This window comes from Mycolicibacterium fluoranthenivorans (genome assembly GCF_011758805.1).
GTDB classification, from domain to species: Bacteria; Actinomycetota; Actinomycetes; order Mycobacteriales; family Mycobacteriaceae; genus Mycobacterium; species Mycobacterium fluoranthenivorans.
Window position 1 is genome coordinate 1,279,344 of sequence record NZ_JAANOW010000001.1, and the last position, 15,284, is coordinate 1,294,627.

Sequence of the window (15,284 nt, forward strand, 5' to 3'; positions counted from 1 at the left end):
AGATGGATCCGCCGGGCGGCATGGCGCGTCCAAGAAGGTGTGCCGGTTGCATTCGTCGGGGGTGACGCGGTGACGGCCGGGCGCCTCACCCGTGCCCAGCTTCGTCACCGCTATCGACCGATATTCCGGGGGATCTACATCCCCAAGCACCATCTGCCCTCGTTGTGGGATCGGATCGAAGGGGCGTTGCTCGTCGCGCCCGGTGCCGTGGTCGCAGGTGTGGCTGCGTCGGCGCTGCACGGGGCGAAATGGGTCGACGATGACGTGGACGTCGAGTTGATCGCGGCATGTCGGCCTCAGCCGGGCCTCGTGGTGCGCAGGGAGGCGCTGGGTGAGGGCGAGATCATCACAGTGCGTGGGATTCGGGTGACGTCACCGGTCCGGACGGCCTTTCGACCTGGGGCGCCACCTGACCCGGGATATGGCGGTGGCCCGTCTCGACGCCCTGATGAATGCGAAGCCGTTCGCCGTCGAAGATGTCGAGCTGCTCGCAAAGGTCCATCCTGGACGGCGCTGGCTGACCCGGCTGAATTCCGCATTGCCTCTTGTCGATGGTGGTGCCGAGTCGCCGAAGGAGACGTGGTTGCGCTTGTTGTTCGCCGACGCCGGGTTGCCCACGCCCACCACGCAGTTCGTCGTCCGCACCGAGTCTGGCCGCTACGTCCGGCGGATCGACATGGCCTGGGAGAAGTTCAAGGTCGGTGCCGAGTACGACGGTCAGCAACATCTGACCGAGCGCGCGCAGTACGCGAAGGACGTGTGGGCGAATCGCGAATTGCGCCGGCTGGATTGGCACCTCGTACACGTGATCAAGGAGGACCGCGGACGCGATGTCGTCGCGGACGCCCGCGCCGCTCTGAAGGCCCGCGGCTGGTCGGGTTGAGATCGACGAAAGGGTTGCTCACACGGTGCTGCGGACAGTCCTTTGGTCGACCTCGGCGCCGAAGCTAGACCGACGCCGGCCGCCAGCGCTTGATCCAGTCCGTCTCCGGCCATTCCTCGGCGGCGGCCAGCAACTCGTACATGGTTGCGCCGTCGACTGTTTCGCGGATGATGTCGGCGTGCCCGGCATGCCGGGACAACTCCTCGACCAGGTGCAGCAGCACCCACCGGACCGACCAGTGGTCGATGTCCTGCGGGAACCACGGCACGTCGTGGGGCACCGGCACCGGAGTGTCGAAGTCGGCGTCGGCGAACACCTGCAGGGTCGCGGCATTCTGTGCTTTCAGGGCTTCCAGGAGGCCGGGCAGGGTCTCGTCCTCGCGCATCACGTACTGCTCCTCGTATTCGGCCATGAGCTCTTCCATCGGCCTGGCATCGGGCACCGGGATGGACGGCGCGTGCGCGGCCCGTTCCGTCCAGCCCTTCTGGCAGTTGGTCACATGCTTGACCAGCCCGCCGATGGACAACGAACTGGCAGCGGGCGCGGAGCGCGCCTGCTCGTCGGTGAGTCCGTAGGCCACCGCCAGGAACGCGTCCTGCTGGAACGCCAGGAAGTTGATCAGGGTCTGGCGCTCGCCGGCGGCGGGGGCGGGCATTCCGGGCATATCAGTTCTCCTTCGAGTGGATGTAAAGGTCACGGATGCAGGCGATTTCCGCACCGTGGTGGATCATTTCGCGGTTGATGTGCAGGACCAGGACGGCCATCGGCTCAGCGCCGTACGGTCCTTCGGTCGGTCCGCAGGGCTTGGTCAGGTCTGCCTCGGTGAGTGCACGCACCCCCGCGATCCAGCGTGCGTACGCGTCATCGAGCTGGCGCAGCGCGCCCGCCGCGTCGGCGGCGTACTGCCAGGTCTCGTAGTCGGCGGGCGGTCCGCCGAAATGGGAGTGGCTGCGCATGGCGAGTACGCCGACGATGACATGCGCCAGCCGCCACGCGATGGTGGTGAAGGGTTCCGGTCGTGGTGGGGGATAGGCGAAATCGACGGTCGTCCCGTTCGCACCGGGGTGCACATTCCAGCAGTCGGGCACCGGCTCCCAGAAGTACTCGTCATCGGTCAGGCCCTCGAAGCGCGGACGCAGCTGGTGTGTCCAGTGGAAGTCCAGCTGGTCGGCCAGCAGTTCGGTGTACATGAACCCACACTGACATCCATATAGGACAGTTTCGGTCCTATGAATGCGTCAGGATGGTGGACATGAGCACCGCCAGGGTCCTGCAACTGCTCGGCTTGCTGCAGTCACGCCGGGTCTGGACCTCCGAGGAGCTGGCCCAGCGCCTCGAGGTCACCACGCGCAGCGTGCGCCGCGATGTCGAGCGTCTGCGCGATCTCGGATATCCCGTGCACGCAAGCAAGGGGCACGGCGGCGGCTACCAACTCGGTGCCGGGGCCGCCCTGCCCCCGCTGCTGCTCGAGTCGGACGAGGCCGTCGCCATGGCCGTGTGCCTGCGCCTGGCCGCGGGCGGCAGCGTGGCCGGAATCGGCGAATCGGCGCTGCGTGCACTGTCCAAACTCGACCAGGTGATGCCGTCACGGTTGCGTGCCCAGGTGGCCGCGGTCCACGAAAACACCGTCACCCTGACCGCCGCCTCCGACGACGCCGTCGACCCCGACATCCTGATGACCCTGGCCCGTGCCAGCCGCGACCACGAACACATCGGTTGCGGATACGTCGACATCCGCGGCAATGCCACCGTGCGCCGCCTCGAGCCCTATCAACTGGTCACCACCGGCCGGCGCTGGTATCTGCTGGGCTACGACCGGGACCGCGACGACTGGCGCAGCCTGCGCCTGGACCGGATGTCCGACGTCCGTGCACTCGGCAGCACCTTCGTCCCCCGATCTGCCCCCGACGCCGCCGATTACGTGCGCCGCGCCATCAGTTCGTTGCCGTACCGCTACATCGCCCGGGTGCGCTATCACGCCGCGCACGATGTTGTCGCCCAGACCTTTTCCGCGACGTCGGTGCAGATCGAACCGGACGGGCCCGACGCGTGCATCGTCACCACCGGCGCCGACGATCCCGCGCGGATGGCGTTGTACCTGGCCATGCCCGGGTGTGAGTTCGAAGTCCTGGACCCGCCCGAGGTGGCCGAGGCGGTACGGGCTGCCGCCGAACGCCTTCGCAGGGCGGCCGCGCGAACGTAAGGTGCGCTCATGCGTCTGACCGCAGCGGAGTCGACCGAACTGTTCGTCGGGCCGGCGGGCGCGCCGCTGCAGATCGTGCGGGTCACCTGTCAGGACGCCGCCGGCGAGACGATCCGGATCGAGGGCGAGGGCCTGCGCGGCGAGGGACCGGTCCTCGGCGACACCTGCGAGATCCCGGTTCACGTCGACCATCCGGTCCCCGGCCAACTGCGTCAGGCGCGGGCAGGTGATCTGCCGTTCACCTTCGTCGTCGCGGAGCCCGGCTGGACGATGCACATGATCAGCCACTTCCACTACGACCCGGTCTGGTGGAACACCCAGGCTGCCTACACCAGCGTCTGGACCGAGGATCCACCCGGCGCGTGCCGGCAGACCAACGGATTCGAACTGGTGACGGCGCATCTGGAGATGGCCCGCCGGGAGCCCGAGTACAAGTTCGTGCTCGCCGAGGTGGACTACCTCAAGCCGTTCTGGGACACCCACCCCGAGGAACGGGCCGATCTGCGCCGCTTCATCGCCGACGGCCGGATCGAGATCATGGGCGGCACCTACAACGAACCCAACACCAACCTCACCAGTCCGGAGACGGCGATCCGGAACTTCGTGGCGGGCATCGGCTTTCAGCGTGATGTGCTCGGCGCCGACCCGGCGACGGCATGGCAGCTCGACGTGTTCGGCCACGACCCGCAGTTCCCCGGGATGGCCGCCGACGCCGGGCTGACGTCCAGTTCGTGGGCCCGCGGTCCGCACCACCAGTGGGGTCCGATGGCCGATCACGGCGACCCCGAGCGCATGCAGTTCGCCAGCGAGTTCGAATGGGTGGCACCGTCCGGTCGGGGCCTGCTCACCCACTACATGCCGGCGCACTATGCGGCCGGTTGGTGGATGGACGCCTCCGCCGGCCTCGCCGAGGCGGAGCAGCAGACGTTCGGACTGTTCTCCAGCCTGAAAAAGGTTGCGCTGACTCGCAATGTGCTCCTGCCCGTCGGTACCGACTACACCCCGCCGAACAAGTGGGTCACCCAGATCCACCGCGACTGGAACGCCCGCTACACCTGGCCGCGATTCGTGTGCGCCCTGCCCAAGGAGTTCTTCGCGGCCGTCCGGGCCGAACTGGCTGACCGGGCCGCGCTGCCTTCGGTGCAGACCCGGGACATGAACCCGATCTACACCGGCAAGGACGTCTCCTACATCGACACCAAGCAGGCCAACCGTGCCGCCGAGAACGTGGTGTTGGAAGCCGAACGCTTCGCGGTGTTCGCCGGAACACTCTGCGGCGCCACCTATCCGCAGGCCGCGCTGGAGAAGGCCTGGGTGCAACTGGCCTACGGAGCCCACCACGACGCGATCACCGGCTCCGAATCCGACCAGGTCTATCTCGACCTGTTGACTGGCTGGCGTGATGCGTGGGAACTGGGCCGGGCCGCCCGCGACAACGCGCTTGGCCTGCTCAGCGGTGCGGTGGATGCGCCGATGGTGGTGTGGAATCCGCTGGCGCACCGCAGGTCGGATGTGGTGACCGCGCAGCTCGACCGCCCGTTCGCCGGCGTGGTGCGCGACCAGCACGGCGACCCCGTCCCGTCGGTGTCGCACGGACACACGGTGAGCTGGCTGGCCCGCGACGTCGGGTCGCTGGGTTGGCGGGCCTACCGGCTCGATGACGACAGCCCGGGATCAGGGTGGGAGCCGTTGGACGGCAACGAGATACGCAACGAGTACCATCGAGTCCGCGTCGACCCGGCCCGCGGCGGCGGGGTGAGTTCGGTGCTCGCCGGCGGACGCGAGCTGATCGCGGGCGCCACGGTGGGCAACGAACTCGCCGTCTACGACGAGTACCCGGCACACCCGAAGGCCGGCGAGGGGCCGTGGCACCTGCTGCCCACCGGCCCGGTGGTGTGTTCCTCGGCGTATCCCGCCGAGGTGCGGGCCTCCCGCTGCGCGCTCGGAGAGCGGCTGACCGTCCGTGGACGCATCGACGACATCCTTCGCTACACCCAGACGATCACGCTGTGGCACGGCGTCTCGCGTATCGAATGCCGCACCACGGTTGACGAATTCACCGGCGCCGACAAGTTACTGCGGCTTCGCTGGCCGTGCCCGGTGCCCGGTGCGATGCCGGTCAGCGAGGTCGGCGACGCGGTGATCGGTCGCGGCTTCGGACTCCTGCACCCGCACGGGGCGGCGCACGCCGTCGACTCCGCGCAGTATCCGTACACACTGGACAACCCGGCATACGGCTGGTTCGGGTTGTCCTCGATGCTGCGGGTGCGCGTCGGCGCGGGGGTCCGGGCCGTATCGGTGGCCGAAGTCGTGACGCCCGAAGAACAATTCGACGTCCGCGACCTGATGGTTGCCCTCGTGCGCGCCGGCGTCACCGCCACCTGCAGCGCGGCGGACAAACCCCGCTACGGCGACCTGTCGGTGGACTCCAACCTGCCCGATGCGCGGATCGCGCTCGGATCGCCGGACGAGAATTCGTTCACCGCAGCGGTTTTGCACACTTCGCCCGAACACCGGCACGAGCTCGATCGTCAGCTCGCCGCGGGCGGCACGGCCCGGGTGTGGGTCCCCGCGGCCTCGGCGCTCGCCGACACCTGGATACCCGGTGCCGACCTGCGCGGTGTCCGCAGCTTGCCGGTCCTCATCGTCGTCGGCGATATCGGGGCGCTGGTGCGGGATCTGGCCGACGCAGAGATCGCCGTGCACCAGGACGCAGCCGCCGGGCTGACCCCGTTCGAGTCGGTGACCGTCGCGCTGTGCAACCGGGGCGTGCCCGGTTTCGCCGTCGAACCCGACGGCACGCTGCACACCTCCCTGATGCGGTCCTGCACCGGCTGGCCCTCGGGAACCTGGATCGACCCGCCACGCCGCACCGCCCCCGACGGCTCCAACTTCCAGCTTCAGCACTGGTCGCACACCTTCGACTACGCGCTGGTGGCCAGCGAGGGGGACTGGCGTGACGCCGACATACCGGCCCGCAGCGCGGAGTTCTCGCATCCGCTGATCGCCGTGCCCAACCGGCGGGCGGGTGCCGACGGGCTGCCGGCCCACGGCGCGCTACTCGACGTCGACTCGACGGGGGGTCGCGTCACCCTGGGTGCGCTCAAGGCCGCCGGCAACCCGTTCGTGGCGGGTTCGACCGCGCGGGTCGAGCCGTCCTCGATTTCCCTTCGTCTTGTCGAAACACACGGCCGGAGCGCAGAATTCGTGGTCCGATCGGGTATCTGCAGTGTCTCGGAGCTGACCGAGGCGGACCTGCTGGAGCGGCCGTCCGGTCCGGCGACCACGGCGCTGCACGGCTATCAGATCGCCACCCTGCGCGGCCGGCTGGACGGGATCCGGATCGCCAACGCCGATCAGCAGACGCTGGCCCCGGAGGCCGAGTACGCCCAACCGCTCTATGCGCGCTACTGGTTGCACAACCGTGGTCCCGCGCCGTTGGGGGGTTTGCCGTTGGTGGCACATCTGCATCCCAGCCATCTCGTGGCTGAGTCGGATACCGTTGTGCGCCTTCGTCTCACCGCGGCCAGTGACTGTACGGATACGGCGCTGCACGGCCGGGTCCGGATGGTCATGCCGCCCGGCTGGATCGCCGAGCCGGCCGACCTGTCCTTCGTGCTGCCGCCGGGGGAGTACCTGGAGGCCGAGGTGGGGGTGACGGTACCGGCGGGCATCCCGCGCGGTCTCTATCCCGTTCGCGCCGAACTCGCCGCGGGCGGACGCGGGCTGCCCGCGGCGTGGCATCAGGTCGTCGAGGACGTCTGCATCCTGTCGATCCAGGCAACAACGGATGACGAGATACTGCGGCTGGTCTCCGGGCCCGAACCGGTGAGCGTGCGGGCCGGCGGCCGCGCGGCGCTGTCGGTCACGGTCGGTACCGATGCGGGCGCCGACCTGGCCGTCGAAGCTCACCTCATCAGCCCGTGGGGGACCTGGGAATGGTTGGGTCCGCCGGCCGTCGGGGCAGAGGTACCCGCGCGCGGGACTCGGCAACTGGACTTCGACGTCGCCCCGCCGCCCTGGCTGGATCCGGGCCGGTGGTGGGCGCTGGTCAGGGTGGCCTGCGCGGGCCGGCTGGTGTACTCGCCGGCGGTCGAGATACGGGTGCTGCCATGACGGCGGTGGCCTGGGTGGCCGGTACGCCGATCCCGGAAACCGCTGTCGACGAACGCGAACGTCGGCTGCGGGCGGGATCGCGGGCTGCCGCATTGCCCCGGCCGGGAACCAGCGAGGGCAGACAGCTGCGCCGCTGGCTGACCCAGCTGTTGGTGGCCGAGGCGGTGGTGGCAGGTGAGCAAGGCGGAGCCGATCCGCCGGCCCTGCACGATGTGCTGCCCGACCCGGCGGCACGACTGGAGATCGGCAGCATCGGCGCCGCGGTGCTCGAATCACCGCACGCCCGTGCCGTTTTCGCACGGATCACCGCGGCGGTCGAGGTCTCCGAAGCCGATATCGCGGCTTACCACGAACGTAACCCGACTCGATTCGGCCCGCGCCGCACAGCGATCGCACTGGAGCAGGCGCGGCCCGCGGTCACCGCTCATCTGCGGGCGGCCGCCCGCAGACGGGTGTTCCGGCACTGGCTGGACACGCGCTGCGCGGAGCTGGTCCGGCTGGCGCCGGGTTACGAGCATCCCGGAGACCCGCGCCAACCCGACAACACCCACCGGCATTGACCGCCATGGCAGACAGACCATGCCTCGGCGAGCAGATCGGTGTCACCTGATAGAGATGGGCACCTGATGGCACTCACCCTCGCGCTCGACGTCGGCGGCACCAAGATCGCCGTCGGGCTGGTCGATGCGGCGGGCACGCTCACGCACCGCGCGCAGCAGCCCACCCCACACGCCGACGCAGACACCGTATGGGAGGTCGCCGCGCAGCTGATCCGCGATGCACTGGACCGCGCCGGTGGCCCGGTGCGCGGTGTCGGCATCAGCTCCGCCGGCCCCGTCGATCTGCATTCCGGAACGGTCAGCCCTATCAATATCACTGGCTGGCAAGCGTTCCCGATCGTCGAGCGGACTCGGCAGCTGACCGGTGCCCCGGTACGTCTCGGTGGTGACGGACTGTGTATGGCGCTCGGCGAGCAGTGGCGCGGCGCCGGCGCCGGCGCGCAGTTCCTGCTGGGCATGGTGGTCTCGACGGGCATCGGCGGGGGACTGGTGCTCGACGGCGCCCCGTACGACGGGCGCACCGGCAATGCCGGCCACGTCGGTCACGTCATCGTCGAACCAGAGGGCGAGCCGTGCACGTGCGGGGGCCGGGGTTGTGTCGAGACCGTGGCGTCGGGCCCGCATCTGGTGCGCTGGGCGCGGGAGAACGGTTGGGCGGCCCCGCCCGGCGCCGACGCGAAAGTGTTGGCCGACGCCGCCGTCGCAGGTGACGAGATCGCGCTCAAGGCGTTCCGCCGGGGCGCGACCGGGGTGGCGATGATGATCGCCGGGGTCGCGGCGACCTGCGATCTGGACCTTGTCGTCATCGGTGGCGGGGTGGCCAAGTCGGGAGCTCTGCTCTTCGATCCGCTGCGGGCGGCGCTGCACACCTACGCCGGACTGTCGTTCCTGCGGGATCTCCGCGTGGTCCCCGCTGCACTCGGCGGGGACGCCGGACTGGTGGGGGCCGCCGCGCTGGCCCTGGCCAGGTGAGTGCGTCCCCAATCGCACAGCGCTGCGGTACCGGTGGCGCTCGTTTTGGCTGATCGGCCGTGCGTCCGCTATCCTTGCCGGGTTCCACCGAAGACCGTCGGTCACCGAGCAATCGGTTGAAGGTCCCGGATTCCCGGGCGGCCCACGCAGGAGGACGAGGTAACAGTATTTCCTGTGCGCCCCGACCTGTCCTGTGTCGGGGCGTTTGTGATTTCAGGCCCTTTTGCCGCCCATCCGGGCTCTGGCGGTTGGTGGACATCCCAACCATCACGAGGAGGCAAGCATGGCCAACGCTGACAAGGCCACCGCGGTCGCCGACATCGCCGAGAAGTTCAAGGAGGCGACGGCCACCGTCGTCACCGAGTACCGCGGCCTGAAGGTGTCCAACCTTGCCGAGCTGCGCAGGTCGCTGGGCGACGGAACGACGTACACCGTCGCCAAGAACACCTTGGTGAAGCGTGCGGCGTCCGAGGCCGGGATCGAGGGTCTGGACGACCTCTTCACCGGTCCGACCGCCATCGCGTTCATCAACGGCGAGCCCGTCGACGCTGCCAAGGCGATCAAGAAGTTCGCCAAGGACAACAAGGCGCTCGTCATCAAGGGCGGCTACATGGACGGCAAGGCGCTGTCCGTATCCGAGGTCGAGCGGATCGCCGATCTGGAGTCCCGCGAGGTGCTCCTGTCGCGCGTCGCCGGCGCCCTGAAGGCCAAGCAGTCCCAGGCCGCTGCGCTGTTCGTCGCGCCCGCGTCCCAGGTCGCCCGCCTGGCCGCAGCTCTGCAAGAGAAGAAGGCCTCAGAGGGTTCGGCAGACACTGCCGCCTGAGACCAACAAAACCACCACCACCCATAGAGATAAGGAATCACCATGGCAAAGCTGTCCACCGAAGAACTCATCGACGCCTTCAAGGAACTGACCCTGCTCGAGCTCTCTGAGTTCGTGAAGGTGTTCGAGGACACCTTCGACGTCACCGCCGCCGCTCCGGTCGCCGTTGCGGCCGCCCCCGCCGCCGGTGGCGCTGCCGCCGAGGCCGCCGAGGAGCAGTCCGAGTTCGACGTCATCCTCGAGGGTGCCGGCGACAAGAAGATCGGCGTCATCAAGGTCGTCCGCGAGATCGTTTCCGGTCTGGGTCTGAAGGAAGCCAAGGACCTGGTCGACGGCGCCCCCAAGCCGCTGCTGGAGAAGGTCACCAAGGAAGCCGCCGAGGACGCCAAGGCCAAGCTCGAGGCCGCCGGCGCATCGGTCACCGTCAAGTAGTTTCAGCCTCGTTGATGGGCCGGGTCGGTAACGACCCGGCCCATCGTCGTCGACAGGCCTGTTTGCCAACTCACTTCTGTGTTGCTGAAATCAGCCGTGCGCTACAGTGACTCAAGCCACAGGCGGGGTAGCACGTGGCGCGGTGGGTCGTAGTCGGAAGGAAACCGTATGGGCGTCGCAATCGACGTAACTGGACTGAGTAAGTCGTTCGGGTCGTCGAAGATTTGGGAAGACGTCACGCTGAAGGTTCCCGAGGGTGAGGTCAGCGTGTTGCTGGGCCCGTCGGGTACCGGTAAGTCGGTGTTCTTGAAGTCGTTGATCGGTCTGCTGCGCCCGGAGAAGGGTTCGATCGTCATCGATGGGACCAATATCTTGGAGTGCTCGGCCAAGGAGCTCTACGAGATCCGCACCCTGTTCGGTGTGCTGTTCCAGGACGGTGCGCTGTTCGGGTCGATGAACATTTATGACAACACGGCGTTCCCGTTGCGGGAGCACACCAAGAAGTCCGAGTCCGATATCCGCAAGATCGTGATGGAGAAGCTCGAGCTGGTGGGTATGCCCAATGATGGGCATAAGTTCCCCGGTGAGATTTCCGGTGGTATGCGCAAGCGTGCGGGTTTGGCGCGGGCGTTGGTGTTGGATCCGCAGATCATCTTGTGTGATGAGCCGGATTCGGGTTTGGATCCGGTGCGTACGGCGTATCTGTCGCAGTTGTTGATCGATATCAATGCCCAGATCGATGCGACGGTGCTGATCGTGACGCACAACATCAATATTGCGCGGACGGTGCCGGACAACATCGGGATGTTGTTCCGCAAGCATTTGGTGATGTTCGGTCCGCGTGAGGTGTTGTTGACCTCGGAGGAGCCGGTGGTCAAGCAGTTCCTCAATGGTCGTCGGATTGGTCCGATCGGTATGTCGGAGGAGAAGGACGAGGCGACTGCGGCGGCTGAGCAGGCGATGATGGATGCCGGTCAGAGTGATGGTGGTGTGGAGGAGATCGAGGGTGTGCCGCCGCAGCTCATTGCGACGCCGGGGATGCCTGAGCGTAAGGGTGTGGCGCGTCGTCAGGCCCGGGTGCGCGAGATCCTGCACACCCTGCCGCCGGCCGCCCAGGCCGCAATCCTCGACGATCTGGACGGCACCCATCAGTTCAAGAGCCATGAGTTCGCCGGCGAGCCACACCGGCACGTCGCTCATCAGGAAAGCCACGACGAGGAGTTCCCGACGGCCTCGATACCCCGGGCCACCGAGCAGTAAGCAGAACGGCGCCGGCCGGCGGGACCGATCACGGTCCCGCCGGCCGTTGTCGTTTTCGCACCACGCGGCGCCGAGCACACTGATGTGATCTTCCTCACAGCCCTCTGAGGCGCGCTCGTGTCGGTGGTGCCCGCTACTATCCAAAAGTGCGCAGCAAACCGCGTGTGAAGTCTTGACGGAAGCGCCCAAACGGGCCAGTCTGTTGGGCAGCATGTGTGCACGGATTGAGGACGCCAGCCAGCGCCCAACCGATATCACACGCGGTGGTCGAAGGATGTTGTTTGAAGAACAGGCGGACGTGCGCTATCGTTGGACGTTGCGCTGGCTGCATCCTGCCCACCCCTCACCCGCACTTGACACTGTGGTCTTAGCCTGAGTCCTGCTCAGTGACCTAGACGCGTGCCGTGTGTCCAGAGGTTTCGGACTGTGAGAACGCCAGCCGAACCGATGCAGATTACAGCGGCCAAAAAGGACCGGCGAACAGCCCTTCCAATAGGTCGCATCAGTTGCTGGAAGGGTGCATCTTGGCAGTCTCTCGCCAGAGCAAGTCCGATATTTCCAACTCCGTACCGGGAGCGCCTAACCGAATTTCGTTCGCGAAGCTCCGTGAACCACTCGAGGTTCCGGGGCTGCTTGACGTTCAGATCGATTCGTTCGAATGGCTGGTCGGATCCGAGCAGTGGCGCACCAAGGCCATCGCCCGCGGTGACCTCGCCAACCCGGTGGGTGGCCTCGAAGAGGTGCTCGCCGAACTCTCGCCGATCGAGGACTTCTCCGGCTCCATGTCGCTGAGCTTCTCCGATCCGCGCTTCGACGAGGTCAAGGCGCCGGTCGACGAATGCAAAGACAAGGACATGACGTACGCAGCCCCGCTGTTCGTCACGGCCGAGTTCATCAACAACAACACCGGTGAGATCAAGAGCCAGACGGTCTTCATGGGTGACTTCCCGATGATGACCGACAAGGGCACCTTCATCATCAACGGCACCGAGCGTGTCGTCGTGTCGCAGCTGGTCCGGTCGCCGGGCGTGTACTTCGACTCCTCGATCGACAAGGCCACCGAGAAGGACCTGCACAGTGTGAAGGTCATCCCGGGCCGCGGCGCCTGGCTGGAGTTCGACGTCGACAAGCGCGACACCGTCGGTGTGCGTATCGACCGCAAGCGCCGCCAGCCGGTCACCGTGCTGCTCAAGGCGCTGGGCTGGACCAACGAGCAGATCGTGGAGCGCTTCGGCTTCTCCGAGATCATGATGGGCACGCTGGAGAAGGACAACACCGCCGGCACCGATGAGGCGCTGCTGGACATCTACCGGAAGCTGCGCCCGGGCGAGCCGCCGACCAAGGAGTCCGCGCAGACCCTGCTGGAGAACCTGTTCTTCAAGGAGAAGCGTTACGACCTGGCCCGCGTCGGCCGCTACAAGGTCAACAAGAAGCTCGGCCTCAACGCCGGGCAGCCGATCACCAACTCGACGCTGACCCCCGAGGACATCGCGGCCACCATCGAGTACCTGGTGCGCCTGCACGAGGGCCAGACCAGCATGACGGCGCCCGACGGCGTCGAGGTGCCCGTCGAGGTCGACGACATCGACCACTTCGGTAACCGTCGTCTGCGTACGGTCGGCGAGCTGATCCAGAACCAGATCCGGGTCGGCCTGTCACGTATGGAGCGCGTCGTCCGCGAGCGGATGACCACCCAGGACGTCGAGGCGATCACGCCGCAGACCCTGATCAACATCCGTCCCGTCGTGGCGGCGATCAAGGAGTTCTTCGGAACGTCGCAGCTGTCGCAGTTCATGGACCAGAACAACCCGCTCTCGGGTCTGACCCACAAGCGCCGCCTGTCGGCGCTGGGCCCCGGCGGTCTGTCCCGTGAGCGCGCCGGCCTCGAGGTGCGCGACGTGCACTCCAGCCACTACGGCCGGATGTGCCCGATCGAGACCCCGGAAGGCCCGAACATCGGCCTGATCGGGTCGCTGTCGGTGTACGCCCGGGTGAACCCGTTCGGCTTCATCGAGACCCCGTACCGCAAGGTGATCGACGGCCAGGTCAGCGACCAGATCGACTACCTGACCGCCGACGAGGAGGACCGCCACGTCGTGGCGCAGGCCAACTCGCCGCTGGACGGCGACGGCCGGTTCACCGAGGACAAGATCCTGGTCCGCCGTAAGGGTGGCGAGGTCGAGTTCGTCTCCGCCGCCGACGTGGACTACATGGACGTCTCGCCGCGCCAGATGGTGTCGGTCGCGACCGCGATGATCCCGTTCCTCGAGCACGACGACGCCAACCGTGCCCTGATGGGTGCCAACATGCAGCGCCAGGCGGTTCCGCTGGTGCGTAGCGAGGCCCCGCTGGTCGGTACCGGTATGGAGCTGCGTGCAGCCATCGATGCCGGCGATGTGGTCGTCACCGAGAAGGCCGGTGTGGTCGAGGAGGTCTCCGCCGACTACATCACCGTGATGGCCGACGACGGCACCCGTCGTAGCTACGTGCTGCGCAAGTTCAACCGCTCCAACCACGGCACGTGCGCCAACCAGCGCCCGATCGTGGATCACGGGCAGCGGGTCGAGGTGGGCCAGGTGCTCGCCGACGGTCCCTGCACCGAGAACGGTGAGATGGCCCTGGGCAAGAACCTGCTCGTGGCGATCATGCCGTGGGAGGGCCACAACTACGAGGACGCGATCATCCTCTCCAACCGTCTGGTGGAAGAGGACGTGCTCACCTCGATTCACATCGAAGAGCACGAGATCGATGCCCGCGACACCAAGCTGGGCGCCGAGGAGATCACCCGGGACATCCCGAACGTCTCCGACGAGGTGCTGGCCGATCTCGACGAGCGCGGCATCATCCGCATCGGTGCCGAGGTCCGCGACGGCGACATCCTGGTCGGCAAGGTCACGCCCAAGGGTGAGACCGAGCTGACCCCGGAAGAGCGTCTGCTGCGCGCCATCTTCGGCGAGAAGGCCCGCGAAGTCCGCGACACCTCGCTGAAGGTTCCGCACGGCGAGTCGGGCAAGGTCATCGGCATCCGCGTGTTCTCCCGCGAGGATGACGACGAGCTGCCCGCCGGCGTCAACGAGCTGGTCCGCGTCTACGTGGCTCAGAAGCGCAAGATCTCCGACGGCGACAAGCTCGCCGGACGCCACGGCAACAAGGGCGTCATCGGCAAGATCCTGCCCGTCGAGGACATGCCGTTCATGCCTGATGGCACCCCGGTGGACATCATCCTGAACACCCACGGTGTGCCGCGTCGTATGAACATCGGCCAGATCCTGGAAACCCACCTCGGGTGGGTGGCCAAGGCCGGCTGGAACATCGATGTCGCCAACGGAACTCCTGAGTGGGCGAGCAACCTGCCCGAGGAACTGCTCAGCGTTCCGGCGGACAGCATCGTGTCCACCCCGGTGTTCGACGGTGCCCGTGAGGGCGAGCTGCAGGGCATCCTCGGCTCGACGCTGCCGAACCGCGACGGCGAGGTCATGGTCAATGCCGACGGTAAGGCGCGTCTGTTCGACGGGCGTTCCGGCGAGCCGTTCCCGTACCCGGTGACGGTCGGCTACATGTACATCCTGAAGCTGCACCACCTGGTGGACGACAAGATCCACGCCCGCTCCACCGGTCCGTACTCGATGATCACCCAGCAGCCGCTCGGTGGTAAGGCGCAGTTCGGTGGTCAGCGGTTCGGTGAGATGGAGTGCTGGGCCATGCAAGCCTACGGTGCGGCGTACACGCTGCAGGAGCTGCTCACCATCAAGTCCGACGACACGGTGGGTCGCGTCAAGGTCTACGAGGCGATCGTCAAGGGCGAGAACATCCCCGAACCCGGTATCCCGGAGTCGTTCAAGGTGCTTCTCAAAGAGTTGCAGTCGCTGTGCCTCAACGTCGAGGTCCTGTCTTCCGACGGAGCCGCGATCGAGATGCGTGACGGTGACGACGAGGACTTGGAGCGTGCCGCTGCAAACCTCGGAATCAACCTGTCCCGCAACGAATCCGCTTCGGTCGAGGACCTGGCCTAGCGGCGAGCGCTTGCGCGAGCCG

At 67.1% G+C, this 15,284-nt stretch carries 10 protein-coding genes and 1 pseudogene; 9 read left to right on the forward strand and 2 right to left on the reverse strand.

The features are described 5' to 3' along the window. Positions 1 to 39: 39 nt before the first annotated feature. Positions 40 to 883: pseudogene (locus FHU31_RS31430) on the forward strand (hypothetical protein). A 64-nt stretch (positions 884 to 947) separates the two neighbouring features. Here FHU31_RS31430 and FHU31_RS06330 read toward each other — a convergent pair. Both FHU31_RS06330 and FHU31_RS06335 read right to left on the reverse strand, forming a co-directional pair. Beyond that, a complete protein-coding gene (locus tag FHU31_RS06330) occupies positions 948 to 1,547 on the reverse strand; it encodes a DinB family protein (protein WP_167156810.1) in 600 nt (199 codons plus the stop codon). 1 nt (position 1,548) lies between these two features. Beyond that, positions 1,549 to 2,073: a DinB family protein gene (locus FHU31_RS06335; RefSeq protein ID WP_167156811.1), complete on the reverse strand. Its 525-nt coding sequence runs from the start codon at positions 2,071 to 2,073 to the stop codon at positions 1,549 to 1,551. A 62-nt stretch (positions 2,074 to 2,135) separates the two neighbouring features. On the opposite strand from FHU31_RS06335, the gene FHU31_RS06340 reads away from it, so the two are divergent. From FHU31_RS06340 to rpoB, 8 genes are all read left to right on the forward strand, one after another. Next, positions 2,136 to 3,086: a helix-turn-helix transcriptional regulator gene (locus FHU31_RS06340; RefSeq protein ID WP_208410153.1), complete on the forward strand. Its 951-nt coding sequence runs from the start codon at positions 2,136 to 2,138 to the stop codon at positions 3,084 to 3,086. Positions 3,087 to 3,095: 9 nt separating this feature from the next. Beyond that, positions 3,096 to 7,202 carry a glycoside hydrolase family 38 N-terminal domain-containing protein gene (locus FHU31_RS06345; RefSeq protein WP_167156812.1) on the forward strand — a complete coding sequence of 1,369 codons (4,107 nt, stop codon included), beginning with the start codon at positions 3,096 to 3,098 and terminating at the stop codon, positions 7,200 to 7,202. After that, positions 7,199 to 7,762 (forward strand): DUF7158 domain-containing protein, encoded by a 564-nt coding sequence (locus FHU31_RS06350; protein ID WP_167156813.1) that lies wholly within the window; start codon positions 7,199 to 7,201, stop codon positions 7,760 to 7,762. The genes FHU31_RS06345 and FHU31_RS06350 overlap by 4 nt, the downstream gene beginning before the upstream one ends. A 66-nt stretch (positions 7,763 to 7,828) precedes the next feature. Then, on the forward strand, positions 7,829 to 8,734 hold the full coding sequence (locus FHU31_RS06355; RefSeq protein ID WP_167156814.1) for an ROK family protein: 906 nt from the start codon (positions 7,829 to 7,831) through the stop codon (positions 8,732 to 8,734). 283 nt (positions 8,735 to 9,017) lie between these two features. Next, the gene (gene rplJ / locus FHU31_RS06360) at positions 9,018 to 9,557 is read left to right on the forward strand and encodes a 50S ribosomal protein L10 (RefSeq protein ID WP_090360014.1); all 540 of its coding nucleotides are present in this window, start codon (positions 9,018 to 9,020) and stop codon (positions 9,555 to 9,557) included. A gap of 42 nt (positions 9,558 to 9,599) precedes the next feature. Beyond that, the gene (rplL, locus tag FHU31_RS06365; RefSeq protein WP_090360011.1) at positions 9,600 to 9,989 is read left to right on the forward strand and encodes a 50S ribosomal protein L7/L12; all 390 of its coding nucleotides are present in this window, start codon (positions 9,600 to 9,602) and stop codon (positions 9,987 to 9,989) included. A gap of 168 nt (positions 9,990 to 10,157) precedes the next feature. Next, positions 10,158 to 11,249, forward strand: a complete 1,092-nt coding sequence (locus FHU31_RS06370; RefSeq protein WP_167156815.1) for an ABC transporter ATP-binding protein — start codon at positions 10,158 to 10,160, stop codon at positions 11,247 to 11,249. A gap of 506 nt (positions 11,250 to 11,755) precedes the next feature. Next, positions 11,756 to 15,262 carry a DNA-directed RNA polymerase subunit beta gene (gene rpoB, locus FHU31_RS06375; RefSeq protein ID WP_090360006.1) on the forward strand — a complete coding sequence of 1,169 codons (3,507 nt, stop codon included), beginning with the start codon at positions 11,756 to 11,758 and terminating at the stop codon, positions 15,260 to 15,262. The last annotated feature ends 22 nt before the right edge of the window (positions 15,263 to 15,284 follow it).

Bases quoted from the DNA above. Each gene is read 5' to 3' on its own strand.
- rplJ (WP_090360014.1), top strand. From the start codon at position 9,018: ATGGCCAACGCTGACAAGGCCACCGCGGTCGCCGACATCGCCGAGAAG.
- FHU31_RS06350 (WP_167156813.1), top strand. From the start codon at position 7,199: ATGACGGCGGTGGCCTGGGTGGCCGGTACGCCGATCCCGGAAACCGCT.
- FHU31_RS06330 (WP_167156810.1), bottom strand. From the start codon at position 1,547: ATGCCCGGAATGCCCGCCCCCGCCGCCGGCGAGCGCCAGACCCTGATC.
- FHU31_RS06345 (WP_167156812.1), top strand. From the start codon at position 3,096: ATGCGTCTGACCGCAGCGGAGTCGACCGAACTGTTCGTCGGGCCGGCG.
- FHU31_RS06335 (WP_167156811.1), bottom strand. From the start codon at position 2,073: ATGTACACCGAACTGCTGGCCGACCAGCTGGACTTCCACTGGACACAC.
- FHU31_RS06370 (WP_167156815.1), top strand. From the start codon at position 10,158: ATGGGCGTCGCAATCGACGTAACTGGACTGAGTAAGTCGTTCGGGTCG.
- FHU31_RS06355 (WP_167156814.1), top strand. From the start codon at position 7,829: ATGGCACTCACCCTCGCGCTCGACGTCGGCGGCACCAAGATCGCCGTC.
- rplL (WP_090360011.1), top strand. From the start codon at position 9,600: ATGGCAAAGCTGTCCACCGAAGAACTCATCGACGCCTTCAAGGAACTG.
- FHU31_RS06340 (WP_208410153.1), top strand. From the start codon at position 2,136: ATGAGCACCGCCAGGGTCCTGCAACTGCTCGGCTTGCTGCAGTCACGC.